The organism is Jeotgalibacillus sp. 10bf12 (genome assembly GCF_055597105.1).
Genome location: NZ_CP200276.1, coordinates 477,230 through 489,876, shown reverse-complemented (window position 1 = coordinate 489,876; position 12,647 = coordinate 477,230). Strand labels below are relative to the sequence as shown.

The window sequence follows — 12,647 nt, the reverse complement described above, 5'->3', positions numbered from 1 at the left end:
GTTCGAAGGAGGATCATAATATGCAAAAAGTAAAAAAAGCGATTATCCCTGCTGCGGGTCTTGGAACGAGATTCTTGCCGGCTACTAAAGCGATGCCTAAAGAAATGCTCCCGATTGTGGATAAGCCTACGATTCAATATATTGTTGAAGAAGCCGTTGCTGCAGGGATCGAGGATATTATCATTGTAACTGGTAAAGGAAAAAGAGCGATTGAAGATCACTTTGATTATGCATCTGAGTTAGAGCGGAATCTAATAGAGAAAGAAAAGTTTGATTTACTTGAAAAGGTAAAGTTTACTTCAAACTTAGCGAATATTCACTATATTAGACAAAAAGAACCTAAGGGCTTAGGACATGCTGTATGGTGTGCCCGTCAGTTCATTGGGAATGAGCCCTTTGCCGTTTTGCTGGGGGACGATATCGTAAAGAGCAGCGTCCCTTGCATCAAGCAACTTATGAATCAGTTTGAGCAGACAGGAACGTCAATCATTGGCGTTCAGCAGGTAAAAGAAGAAGAGACTCACCGGTATGGCATTATCAATCCTGCAGGAAGAGACCAGAGACTGATTCATGTTAAAGGGTTTGTAGAAAAGCCGTCATTAGGAACAGCTCCATCAAATTTTGCGATTCTCGGGAGATATGTTCTTACACCAGACATATTTAAGTTGCTTGAAAATCAGGAAACAGGAGCAGGAGGAGAAGTACAGCTTACTGATGCAATAGAAAAGCTGAATCATATGCAGGAGGTATACGCATACGAATTTGAAGGCATACGTTATGACGTTGGGGAAACATTGGGATTTTTAAAAACGACTATTGAATTTGCATTAAATGATGTATCTATTAAAGGGGAATTTAAAGAGTATCTAAAGGAAGTTGTCAGAACGATTGAATTAAAAAATACAGTAACATACTGAAAACCAATGATTCTCTTTAGAGAGTACTTAAATAAAATAAAGGGGAAGTGAAAATGATTGGGGATAAAATCAAATATCTTAGGTTGAAAAAAGGGTATTCTGTTTCCCGTTTAGCTAATAAATCCAATGTATCAAAGTCGTATTTATCTAATCTTGAAAATAATAAGAAGAGTAACCCGTCATTATTTATTCTTTCAAAAATTGCAAGTACACTCGAAGTATCTGTAGAAAGCCTGGTAGATGAGGAAAAGAGCTTTCATAACGAAATTCTAGATCAGGAATGGCTTGTGTTAATAGAAGAAGGCATAAAAGAAGGAATGTCCAAAGAAGACTTTATTGAGTTTCAACAGTATCTGAAGTTTAAAAAACACCTCAAATGTTAACCAAAAACAATTTGGCAAAACGTAAAAAACGATAGGAAGATCGAAGTAAATCGAGATTCATATAAATGTAAGATCTTGAAATCGCGTTCAGTTATAAAATCATAAGTAACAGAAAAACACTTGATATCAAGTGTTTTTCTGTTACTTAACAGTCTAGCTATAAAGATTTTAATCGTAAAATATGAGATGGTTTATGCCACCCTCCCAAAACTCATCTGCGAACTCTTTAACCGATCCCTCACAGCAATCCCAATCCACGCCGCAAGCAAAGCCTTAATCACACCTACTGCCAAAAACGGCGTCACTCCCGCTGCCAGTGCTGCAGGCCATGAGAGATCAAGCAGAATCTTGAGCCAGATGCTACCGAATGTAAGGGTAACGATCATACCGATCAGATTAGCGATGATTGCCATTTTATATGTAAATGCTGTTTTTTCTAAAAAAAGTCCCGTGAAAAATGCTGCTGCAATAAACCCTACGATATAACCGCCTGTCGGACCTGCTACGATATGAGCGCCTCCTGCAAAGCCTGCAAATACAGGTAGTCCAATGATGCCAAGCATCATATAGATCACCATCGAAAACGCACCGTACCTGCTGCCTAAAATGGTTGCCGCTATGCCGACTGCAAGCGTCTGACCGCTGATGGGCACCAGTGGCAGCGGGATTTCAATCTGTGCAAAAATTGCGGTGACGGCTGCTAACATACTGCTAAATAAATACATTCTTAAACGGTCTGATGACATTTGAATTCCCCCCTAAATGAGTTAACTTATAACAAATTATAGTTTACACAAATAAATGAATAGTTGCTACTACTTTTAGAAATTTTAGAAAACAGTTGAAATTGAAATCTTTTGTTATATAATAATAAATAATTAAATAAACTGTTATATAACAAAAGGAGGAAGATAAAAATGAATAAGAGTGGTCTACGGGTAAATCCTGCACTATATGAGTTTATTGAAAAAGAGGCATTAGTGGATACCGGAATGAATAGTGAAGATTTTTGGAATGGATTCAGTGAGATTGTCCACGCGTTCTCACCTGAAAACGGCCGGCTGTTACATAAGAGGGAAGAACTGCAGCAGAAAATTGATGAATGGCACCAGTCATACAACTGGCAGGATCAGCGAGAAGACTATGAACGCTTTTTAAAAGAAATTGGTTACCTTGAAGATGAAGTAGAGGATTTTCAGATTACCACTCAAAACGTTGATAGCGAAATCGCCAGTCAGGCCGGACCACAGCTTGTCGTACCTGTGAATAATGCCCGGTATGCGATCAATGCTGCGAATGCAAGGTGGGGCAGTCTGTATGACGGACTTTATGGAACAGATGTGATCAGCGAGGAGAATGGCGCTGAAAAAGGGTCATCCTACAATCCGAAACGGGGAGAGCTAGTGATTGCCTATGCAAAAAGGTTTTTGGATGAAGCAGTCCCTCTTCAAAATGGGTCACACGCAGAAGTGAAACGTTATTTTATTGAAAATGGACAGCTGTCAGTTGAAACGAGTGATGGGAAGACGGCATTGAAAGATCCAGATGCTTTCAGGGGACATCAGGGCTCTGCTGATCACCCTACGGCTGTACTATTACAGCACAACGATCTGCATCTCGATATTAGAATTGATCACAAGCACCCGATTGGTCAGACAGACAAAGCCGGTGTAAAGGATGTATGTGTTGAAGCAGCACTGACAACGATTATGGACTGTGAGGATTCAGTTACTGCAGTTGACGCTGAGGATAAGGTAATTGTCTACCGCAACTGGCTAGGACTGATGAATGGGACACTTACAGAAAGGTTTGTTAAAGGCGGGGAAACCGTTAATCGTAAACTTTCTGATGATCGTTATTATACAGGTCGTGATGGTGGAGATCTGAAGCTGAGAGGACGCTCGCTTCTTTTAATCAGAAACGTTGGTCACCTGATGACAAACGGAATGATCCTTGACCGCGATGGAAATGAAATTCCTGAAGGCATTGCAGATGCGGTCATTACCAGTCTGATTGCGCTTCATGATATTAAAGGAAATCGAAGAAATTCTGAAAAGGGATCGATTTATATCGTAAAACCGAAAATGCACGGATCAGAGGAAGTCGCATTTTCGAATCGTTTGTTCAATGCAGTGGAAGACCTGCTTGGGCTTGAGCGTCACACGATTAAAATTGGTGTGATGGATGAAGAGCGGAGAACAACACTGAATCTGAAAAACTGTATTTATATTGTAAAAGACCGGATCGTCTTTATTAATACAGGTTTCCTTGACCGTACAGGTGATGAAATCCATACGTCTATGCAGGCTGGTGCTGTGATTAGAAAAGGTGAAATGAAGCAGTCCGATTGGCTGAATGCGTATGAAAAATCAAATGTTGACAATGGTCTATTATGCGGTCTGCCAGGCAAAGCACAGATCGGAAAAGGCATGTGGGCAATGCCTGACAGAATGAAAGATATGATGGAACAGAAAACCGGTCACCTTGAAGCCGGTGGGAACACAGCATGGGTTCCGTCACCAACAGCGGCTACATTGCATGCGCTTCACTACCACCAGCTTAAGGTGAAAAGTATTCAGGCATCACTGCGCAATCAAATCACAAATCGCAAGCCTGCATTACTGACGATCCCACTTTCAGATCAGCAGTGGACACCTGAAGACATCGAGCAGGAGCTTGAAAATAACGCACAAGGCCTCCTTGGCTATGTTGTACGCTGGGTTGAACATGGTATTGGCTGTTCAAAAGTGCCTGATATTCATAACGTAGGCCTGATGGAAGACCGCGCAACGCTGCGCATCTCAAGTCAGCACATCACCAACTGGCTCCAGCATAATGTTGTAACAGAACAACAGGTCATCCAGGTCTTAGAAAAAATGGCAAAAGTCGTTGACCAGCAAAATGCATCCGACCCTGCCTACCAGCCGATGAGTGCGAACTTCGGGGAGTCAGTCGCTTTCCAGGCAGCCAAAGAGCTGGTCTTTGAAGGTACAAAACAACCAAGCGGGTACACAGAACCGATATTGCACAAGAGACGACTGGAATATAAAGAGAAGATGATGGCTTTGAAAGAGTCATAAAGTTAGCAAGTAAAAGTTTTGTATTACAATGCATTAATTTAAACTTAGTATGAATTGCAGCGCGGATCGCAGCGGAAGGCGGCGACTCCTGCGGCGGAAAGGGACAGGTGAGACCCCTGTAATGGCACGGAGGGGGCTCACCGCCCGGCCGCGAAAAGCGTCCGCCTGGAGCTGCGATCCACGCCAAACTACTAAGCCAAACCCATTTTCAAAAAAATTTAAATTTTCTGTTATAAAACAGTTGCAAAATAAAATACTCTGTTATATATTAATATCAATCAAAGGAAAACAAAACCATTTGGAGGGATGACAAATGCAAACACAAATGACAGGTACATCTAATCAGGAACTGATTGAAAAGTGGGTAACCCAGCAATTGATGAACGGTAAAACAAACCGTGAAATGGACGGTACGCTATTCGTTTACGGAAACGAAGCACACCGCCTTCACCACCACCCAACAGGCGAAATTGAAATTGTACCGGAACAGATCTCAGACGTTGTTGTATTCAGAAAGCGTGAAGAGCGGGTTGAACTGAATCACTGCAGAGCATGCGGGATGGAATATGATACCTTCAAAGATGCAATTGAATGTTGCTCTGATGTAGATTAATTTTTTTGGCCACTGTGTTATATAACAAGTTTAAAATAAATGAATTGTAATAATACAAAAGGGGATGGATATCATGACAAACACAAACAATCAGCAGGTTGAAGAGCTACAGCAAAACTGGCAAGGGGAGCGCTGGGAAGGAGTTCAGCGCCCTTATACGCCGGAAGATGTAATCAAATTAAGAGGGTCAGTTGTTATCGAACAGACACTTGCAAGAATGGGTGCAGAACGACTTTGGAATCTGATGCATGAGGAAGATTACATTAACGCACTTGGCGCCCTCACTGGAAATCAGGCAATGCAGCAGGTAAAAGCAGGACTGAAGGCGATCTATCTGAGTGGCTGGCAGGTTGCAGCGGATGCGAACCTTTCAGGCCATATGTATCCGGATCAAAGCTTATATCCGGCAAACAGTGTGCCGCAGGTAGTAAAAAGAATTAACCAGACACTTCAGCGTGCAGATCAGATTCAGCAGGCTGAAGGAAAGGGCGATACATACTGGTTCGCCCCAATCGTAGCAGATATGGAAGCTGGCTTTGGGGGTAACCTGAACGTGTTTGAACTAACGAAAGCCATGATTGAAGCAGGAGCAGGCGGTGTTCACTTGGAAGATCAGCTCTCTTCTGAAAAGAAATGCGGTCACTTAGGAGGAAAGGTACTGCTTCCAACACAGACAGCCGTTAAAAACCTGATCTCGGCAAGACTTGCAGCTGATGTGATGGGCGTACCAACAGTAATCATTGCCCGTACGGATGCAAATGCAGCGAACCTGATTACAAGTGACGTTGATCCATACGATCATCAGTTTATTACAGGTGAGCGTACACCTGAAGGGTTCTTCCGCACAAATGATGGGCTTGACCAGGCGATTTCAAGAGGCCTTGCATATGCACCTTATGCAGATTTGATCTGGTGTGAAACATCTGAACCGAATCTTGATGAAGCGCGCAGATTTGCTGAAGCGATTCATGAGAAGTTTCCTGGTAAGCTGCTAGCTTATAACTGCTCACCTTCATTCAACTGGAAAAAGAAGCTGGATGATGAAACGATCGAAATATTCCAGCAGGAGCTGGGTAAAATGGGGTATAAATTCCAGTTCGTTACGCTTGCAGGATTCCATTCACTCAATTACGGCATGTTCGAACTGGCTAGAGGCTATAAAGCACGGGGCATGGGTGCATACTCTGAATTGCAGCAGGCAGAGTTTGATGCAGAAGAGAATGGCTACACAGCAACACGTCACCAGCGCGAGGTTGGAACAGGGTACTTTGATGAAGTGTCTATGGTGATCTCAGGCGGAACTTCCTCAACAACAGCGTTGTCAGGCTCAACAGAAGCAGATCAATTTCAGAAAGCATAATGGAATAACTGAAAAAAACGCCCTCCATATAGGGCGTTTTTTTCAGTTATTCTATGTAAATAAGTTAATCATATTTGAAATTATTTTTTTAGCCTATTGACACGCTTAACTTTTGTACAATGGTGGTATGATAAAAGTACTATGTCAGATGAATGGAGGTTAAGTTAATGAAACAGAAATATGAAAATAGTATATACCCATTTATCACGATGATGGACAGGATATCTGACATTGTATTGATACTTGAAGTCCTTCCGGGTCCTGAATTTATATATGAATTTATTAATGAGCAAGGAAAAAAGAAACTGGGTCTGGACGAGGCCATTCTGGGTAGAAGTTTTGAAGATATTTATATCCCGGAGCGTGCTGATTATATAAGAGGAAAGTATATAGAGGTAATAAATACGAAGTTGCACACTCAATTTGAGTTGGTTGGAGAAGACGGGTGGATTGGAGAGACTACACTTAATCCGATTTTAAATGAGCATTATGAAGTATCTCATGTGTTATCAATCACTAGGGATGTAACAGACCGTAAATTACTTGAAGAAAACCTTGCTGAAACTTCTGCTGAACTTGGTCTGGTATGGGATCATGCCTCAGATGCTATTTTTTTTATGAATGAAGATGGTTCTATCTATAGAGTGAATCGGGCGTTTGAAGAGATGCTTGGCTATAGTGAAGATGAAATCCAGGGGGTTTTAATTCCTCCTTTTTTCACAGGGCATAATCAGGAAAAACATGAAGCTTTTTTAGCAAAATTATTTAGCGGACATGCGTTTGAAAATATGAAGAGACAGAGGGTGTGTAAGGATGGAAGAGTGATTGATGTGCTGGCTTCCTATCGACCAGTGAAGCTGAATCAAAGCTCTTATGCAATTGTCATGTATAAAGATGTTACGCAGCTAAAGGAGATTGAAAGGGAAGTAAAAGAGCGTGAAGAGCGATTCAGGTCTTTATTTGATGAGAACCCGGACATGATCTGGGCAATTGATAAAAACGGCCATGTTGAAGATGTCAATGGTGCTGTAACAGATATCCTCGGCTACACAAAAGAAGAAATTCTGCAAATGGATACACACCTTTTATCTTGTCATATTGATTCTCGATCAGTGCAATATGAAGAAGCTGTCCATAAAACGCTAAAGGGAGAGTCAGTAGAATATACTGCAGAGGTGTCTCATAAAAAAGGAAACAAAGTGGAGCTCAAAATTAAAACACTTCCAATCAGAGTAAATGGTGAGACGATCGGAATCTATGAAGTCGGTCAGGATATGACGCAGCGTAACAGAGCGGAAAGAGCGCTGAAAAAGATGGCGTTCACTGACAGCCTGACAGGCCTCCCAAACCGCCGCCACATTACTGAAAAAATTGATGAGATTATTGCAGACGCAAAAGAAAATCAACGCCAGTTTGCGCTACTTTATATCGATATGGATCATTTTAAGGAAATCAATGACTCGTTCGGTCACGATGCCGGAGATGATTTGCTTAAACTTTTTGCAAACCGGATCCGTAATGAAATGAATGAAAACCAGCTCGTAGCAAGACTCGGCGGAGATGAATTCCTTGTGCTGCTTCCGGACATTTCAGATGACGCAGATGCACTGAAAAAAGCGGGTGAAGTATTAAATACGCTGAGCAAGCCTTACAGAATCAGCGGCCAGCAGCTTGATGTCACTTCCAGTATGGGGATTTCTATTTATCCGCGCCACGGGAAAAATAAGCGTGAATTAATCAAACAGGCGGATGAAGCCTTATACAGTGCGAAGGATAATGGGAAAAATATGCTGAGGCTGTACGGAAAATAAGCACACTGACGTGCTTATTTTTTTATGCAGTTTTGCCAGGCAGCAGAGCAGGGTATAAATAAACACAGAGAGGGAGTGCAGAATATGACTGAATTACATAATGGGAAACTATACTGGCCGGAGACTGCAGAAAGAGACGTGTCTTTTCCGGCTTTAAAAGAAGAGCATCATATCGATGTACTGATTGTAGGCGGGGGGATGGCAGGTGCATTATGTGCTGAAGAACTGTCCCATACCCAGCTGAAGGTTGCAGTAGTAGATAAAGGTGGTGTCGGAGAAGGCAGTTCATCCGCAAACACCGGCCTTCTTCAATATTCGAATGATAAAATGCTGCATGAATTTATAGATGAAATTGGTGAAGAGAGAGCAGTTACCTTTTATAAAATGTGTCTGAATGCAGTTGAAGAGCTGCAAAAGGTAGCAGGAACCCTGCCTGGTAAAGTGGATTTTATCAGAAGACCAAGCCTGTATTATGCATCAGATGAATCAGATATTGAAAAATTGAAGAAAGAATATAAAGCATTAACTGACCATGGCTTTGAAGTAGAGTATTTTGAAGCGGATAAAATTGAAGAGTTATATGGCTTCAGAAAGCCGGCAGCCCTAATGACGCATGGGGATGCAGAGGTGAATCCATTCCGATTAATCAGATCACTGTTTGAAAGCGCGCAGACACGTGGGGTTCAAATCTATGAGCATACGCTGCTTGAAAACCTCCAGACAGTGGACGGAAAGCATGTGTTAGAAATAGCTGACGGTAAAATCATTGCTGATCGCGTCATCTACTGTACCGGATATGAAGCAAAATCTTTAGCAGACAGATTTGGCGGCGAGTTAAATCGAACCTATGCGATAACAACCAACCCGGTTGAAGATCTGGAGTCATGGATTTACCGGGCGCTGATCTGGGAAACAAAGCGTCCTTACTTTTATATGAGAACAACAGAAGACGGCAGAGTAATCGCCGGAGGGCTGGATGAAGATAAGATGGATGCCGATGTAAGTGATGAAAAACTTCAGGATCGCGGTGAAAGACTGATTAACAGAGTAAAAGAGCATTTCCCTGAACTCGACATTAAAGCTGAATATTTATGGTCAGCGGCATTTGGAGAGTCAGAAGATGGTCTTCCATTTATCGGCAAGGACCCAAAAAAGGAAGGGGTTTATTACTGTCTTGGATTTGGCGGTAATGGGACTGTGTACAGTAAGCTTGGGGCAAAATTGCTGCGTGAAATGCTTTTTGGAGAACATGATCCGGATGAAGCGGCGATTGTGGATCCGGGAAGAGAGTGAATATGAAAAAGCCGGGAGCTTCCCGGCTTTTTTCAATGGGTGAAATCTTAAAATTAAGCCTCAGCTACCTTCGCTGTCTGTTCCTCTACTACTGTTTCAATCGCAGATTCATCATCTACTTTAGAAGGTCGTAACCCGATTACTGTCACTAGGATCAGGAGAGCGGCTGAAATTAGGATAATCAGCGCCGGGGCAGCAAAGTCATATAAGAAGCCGAATAAGATCAGACCGATTGGTGAGATACCTGATGCCACCATTTCAAGGAGTCCAAAGACTCTTCCGCGGTAATGCTCAGGTGTTGTTTTTTGCATCAGCACCAGGATTGGCGTATTAATGATGATCATTGCTGCACCAAACAGGAAGTTCACAGCCATGTAATAGACGATAAATGCTGGCGAACCCATTGGAATCAATAGCGGAAGTGCTAACAGTGCAAATAGAAATCCAATACTGATCATGCCAAAACGCATCGTCCGGATCGGCTTTTGAAATTCTTTACGGGTTGAAAGAAAGGCTGAAAGGGCAAGTGTTCCGGCACCAATCATCGCTTCTACCAATCCAAATTGACTGGATGTGGCACCGAGTACTTCGATGATAATGTAAGGCAGTCCTACTACAGCTGCCATGAAAAAGAAGTTTACCCAAAGCGCCACCAGCATAATGGGCAGCAGCACACGATGTCCCTTTACAAAGGTAATGCCGGCTTTCAGACTGGCAATCATCGGTTCGTTTTGTTGTGTGACCTCAGAGTGCGATTCATTCTTATATAGAGAAAAATCAATATTTATTTCACAAATCATTGTAATAGCATAGGCGATTGCGTGAATTAAGAAAAACATTTCGATTGATAGGAAGCCATACATCAGTCCACCTAAAACAGGACCCAGAATGGTTGCCAGTGAAGTAGAGGACTGAGTTAATGAAACGGCTCTCTGAATGCGTGCACCATCAACGAAATTTGAAATAGAAGCGGTCAGCCCGATGCCTGCAAACGTTGAAAAAATGGCAATGAGTACGGCAGTGATATAAATAACAGGCATGCTTAATCCAAATGACAGTGTGTAGAAAAAGACCAGCAGCATTGTCGCAGTCATAAGGGCGTGAGCAGTCACAACAACTTTTTTCCGTGGCAGACGGTCGACTACATGACCGGCAATGGGAGCAAGTATAATTCTCGGTACCATCGAACAAAGGAATGTCAGAGCAAAGCTTGAAGCAGAACCCGTTAATGTTAAAACGAAAAAGCTGATCCCGAACATAAAGATATGTGCACCAATCGTGCCGATAAACTCGCCGCCTGTGAAGAAAAACAAATTCCGGGTGGCTTTTTGCAGTCGCTGCTGGTCGGTCATATAAACCCCTCTTTTCAAAAGTTTAATTTAATTAAACAAATCATACCATGCTTTTTCTTTGTAATCAACAGAAAAGTTTAATATAATTAAACAAAAAGAAATCAGAGGGTGAACAGCATGAGCAGTCTGGGTGAACACATACGGAAATTACGTAAAGAAAAGAAAATGACGCTAGTGGATGTGGCAGGAGATGTGATGTCTAAAGGAATGCTGAGTCTGATTGAAAACGGACGGTCAAATCCTTCAATGGAGAGCCTTCAGCATATTGCAAAGCAGCTTGGTGTGAATGTTCAGCTCTTGCTGGCTGAAGAGTCGAGTGAAGAGATGAAGACGAAGCTGGTTGAGATAGAAGAAATGATGCAGGCGGTATACCAGGCTAAGACATTAAAGGAGTTTCAACGGCTCGAGCAGGAAATCAGAAAAGAGCTGGAAAAAATACTTCATCAAGATTTACCGAGAACATATGAAACTGGTCGCTTTCATGAAATTGCAGGTCGGATTGATTTAAATGATGGAAAAAGTGAGAGTGGATTGAATCATATTGGACTGGCGATTGAATACTACGAATATTTGTCATTGAACCATAGTGTATACAAAGCGCAAATGAGAATTGTCCTGAATAAATTTATTCAGCACGATTACAAGGAAGCCCTTGATCAGCTTTTAGTTTACAAAGGAGCTTACTACAAAAAAGAGTTACTGGCGGATCCGCTTGTGCAGATTGAATCAGATCATTTAGAAGCCGTATTGTTATTTGCGGTAGGAAAATATGAGGAAGCAGCAGAAATTCTCGATAGCATTATTTCTTTTTCAAAGCGTAAAAATATTTATTACTTAATGGATGATGTTTATCGTCTCGTTTCATTTCATTCGTTATTAAAAGGCGATGAAGAGAAAAGGCGCTATGCGTTAAAAAAATCACGACAGTTCGCAGAATTCACTGAGCGATACGATGGCATCACCAGCACAATGTTCATGGAAATTCATTATAAAAACATTTATTTGAAGCAGCATGGAGAAGCTCTTCAGATGCTCAATGATATCAGGCAGAACAAAGAGTTTGCCGAGATGGAGGAAAGTGGCTTTATATATCTGGAGCGCGGAAGTGCAAACTACGGTCTTGGAAATATTGATCAGGCGTATGAGGAACTAAAACAATTTGAATTCCCAACATTCGCCCATCACCCATTCGACATCTCCATGCTTGCCACTGCAGATGCCTATATGGCACTTTGTCTCATTGAAAATGGCGATCCTGAAACAGCAATGATTCATGCGGATCAGGCAAAAGCAAGAGTAGCTGATTTGCCGGAGACGCCGTACCATCATTTTATTTTGGAAACATGGGAAAAAACGAAAGCAAATTTGGATAACAGATCATAAGAAGATTATGATTATAGATAGCGGGAATACAGGCAGAGGGCACTGTTACGGTTTATACAGTGCGTCTCTGCTTTAAAATTGTGGGAAAATAGTTAATTTGTCATGTGACTGTCATACAGGGTAGAAATTTAAAAGGTGATATTTATAGGGTTTGAGTGTATAATTACCTATGTGAATGATAGAAATATACGTGACATATGAAGGGTGTAGAGAATGTATCTTACAACAAAAGAATTAGCAGCCTATCTGGATATGTCTGAGCAGTCAATTTTACAGCTGATCTATGAAAATAAAATTAAGGCTGTTCATGACGGACAGCAATACCTGATTAATAAAGAGCAATTTAACCAGCATTTAAAACAGGTGGAAAAAGCAAAAGAGCTCATTGAAGAGTGGAAGAATGAGCCGATTCCAGAGAGTTATGATGTGAAGGATGAAGACTAAGAGAAACGGAG

The 12,647-nt window shown here is 41.8% G+C and carries 11 protein-coding genes; 9 read left to right on the top strand and 2 right to left on the bottom strand.

Annotated elements, in window-relative coordinates:
- Nucleotides 1-20 precede the first annotated feature (20 nt).
- Both galU and DH10bf12_RS02250 read left to right on the top strand, forming a co-directional pair.
- Nucleotides 21-917, top strand: coding sequence for a UTP--glucose-1-phosphate uridylyltransferase GalU (gene galU, locus DH10bf12_RS02255; protein WP_471736996.1), 897 nt, complete (start codon nucleotides 21-23; stop codon nucleotides 915-917).
- Between the two features lie 53 nt (nucleotides 918-970).
- A complete protein-coding gene (locus DH10bf12_RS02250) occupies nucleotides 971-1,300 on the top strand; it encodes a helix-turn-helix domain-containing protein (RefSeq protein ID WP_471736995.1) in 330 nt (109 codons plus the stop codon).
- Between the two features lie 191 nt (nucleotides 1,301-1,491).
- Here DH10bf12_RS02250 and DH10bf12_RS02245 read toward each other — a convergent pair whose 3' ends face one another.
- Nucleotides 1,492-2,046 (bottom strand): biotin transporter BioY, encoded by a 555-nt coding sequence (locus DH10bf12_RS02245; protein ID WP_471736994.1) that lies wholly within the window; start codon nucleotides 2,044-2,046, stop codon nucleotides 1,492-1,494.
- Between the two features lie 171 nt (nucleotides 2,047-2,217).
- On the opposite strand from DH10bf12_RS02245, the gene DH10bf12_RS02240 reads away from it, so the two are divergent.
- From DH10bf12_RS02240 to DH10bf12_RS02220, 5 genes are all read left to right on the top strand, one after another.
- Complete coding sequence (locus tag DH10bf12_RS02240; protein ID WP_471736993.1) at nucleotides 2,218-4,380, top strand: malate synthase G; 2,163 nt, start codon at nucleotides 2,218-2,220, stop codon at nucleotides 4,378-4,380.
- A 313-nt stretch (nucleotides 4,381-4,693) separates the two neighbouring features.
- Nucleotides 4,694-4,993, top strand: a complete 300-nt coding sequence (locus DH10bf12_RS02235; protein ID WP_471736992.1) for a hypothetical protein — start codon at nucleotides 4,694-4,696, stop codon at nucleotides 4,991-4,993.
- Between the two features lie 73 nt (nucleotides 4,994-5,066).
- Nucleotides 5,067-6,353, top strand: coding sequence for an isocitrate lyase (gene aceA, locus DH10bf12_RS02230; protein WP_471736991.1), 1,287 nt, complete (start codon nucleotides 5,067-5,069; stop codon nucleotides 6,351-6,353).
- A gap of 167 nt (nucleotides 6,354-6,520) precedes the next feature.
- Nucleotides 6,521-8,164, top strand: coding sequence for a diguanylate cyclase domain-containing protein (locus tag DH10bf12_RS02225; RefSeq protein WP_471736990.1), 1,644 nt, complete (start codon nucleotides 6,521-6,523; stop codon nucleotides 8,162-8,164).
- 84 nt (nucleotides 8,165-8,248) lie between these two features.
- A complete protein-coding gene (locus tag DH10bf12_RS02220) occupies nucleotides 8,249-9,457 on the top strand; it encodes an NAD(P)/FAD-dependent oxidoreductase (RefSeq protein ID WP_471736989.1) in 1,209 nt (402 codons plus the stop codon).
- A gap of 53 nt (nucleotides 9,458-9,510) precedes the next feature.
- Here DH10bf12_RS02220 and DH10bf12_RS02215 read toward each other — a convergent pair whose 3' ends face one another.
- Entirely contained in the window at nucleotides 9,511-10,809 is a 1,299-nt protein-coding gene (locus tag DH10bf12_RS02215) for an MFS transporter (RefSeq protein WP_471736988.1), read from the bottom strand.
- Nucleotides 10,810-10,926: 117 nt separating this feature from the next.
- Between DH10bf12_RS02215 and DH10bf12_RS02210 the strand changes: the two genes are divergently transcribed.
- The gene (locus DH10bf12_RS02210) at nucleotides 10,927-12,192 is read left to right on the top strand and encodes a helix-turn-helix domain-containing protein (RefSeq protein WP_471736987.1); all 1,266 of its coding nucleotides are present in this window, start codon (nucleotides 10,927-10,929) and stop codon (nucleotides 12,190-12,192) included.
- 213 nt (nucleotides 12,193-12,405) lie between these two features.
- Complete coding sequence (locus tag DH10bf12_RS02205) at nucleotides 12,406-12,636, top strand: excisionase family DNA-binding protein (RefSeq protein WP_471736986.1); 231 nt, start codon at nucleotides 12,406-12,408, stop codon at nucleotides 12,634-12,636.
- The last annotated feature ends 11 nt before the right edge of the window (nucleotides 12,637-12,647 follow it).

Bases quoted from the DNA above. Each gene is read 5' to 3' on its own strand.
- galU (WP_471736996.1), top strand. From the start codon at position 21: ATGCAAAAAGTAAAAAAAGCGATTATCCCTGCTGCGGGTCTTGGAACG.
- DH10bf12_RS02250 (WP_471736995.1), top strand. From the start codon at position 971: ATGATTGGGGATAAAATCAAATATCTTAGGTTGAAAAAAGGGTATTCT.
- DH10bf12_RS02245 (WP_471736994.1), bottom strand. From the start codon at position 2,046: ATGTCATCAGACCGTTTAAGAATGTATTTATTTAGCAGTATGTTAGCA.
- DH10bf12_RS02240 (WP_471736993.1), top strand. From the start codon at position 2,218: ATGAATAAGAGTGGTCTACGGGTAAATCCTGCACTATATGAGTTTATT.
- DH10bf12_RS02235 (WP_471736992.1), top strand. From the start codon at position 4,694: ATGCAAACACAAATGACAGGTACATCTAATCAGGAACTGATTGAAAAG.
- aceA (WP_471736991.1), top strand. From the start codon at position 5,067: ATGACAAACACAAACAATCAGCAGGTTGAAGAGCTACAGCAAAACTGG.
- DH10bf12_RS02225 (WP_471736990.1), top strand. From the start codon at position 6,521: ATGAAACAGAAATATGAAAATAGTATATACCCATTTATCACGATGATG.
- DH10bf12_RS02220 (WP_471736989.1), top strand. From the start codon at position 8,249: ATGACTGAATTACATAATGGGAAACTATACTGGCCGGAGACTGCAGAA.
- DH10bf12_RS02215 (WP_471736988.1), bottom strand. From the start codon at position 10,809: ATGACCGACCAGCAGCGACTGCAAAAAGCCACCCGGAATTTGTTTTTC.
- DH10bf12_RS02210 (WP_471736987.1), top strand. From the start codon at position 10,927: ATGAGCAGTCTGGGTGAACACATACGGAAATTACGTAAAGAAAAGAAA.
- DH10bf12_RS02205 (WP_471736986.1), top strand. From the start codon at position 12,406: ATGTATCTTACAACAAAAGAATTAGCAGCCTATCTGGATATGTCTGAG.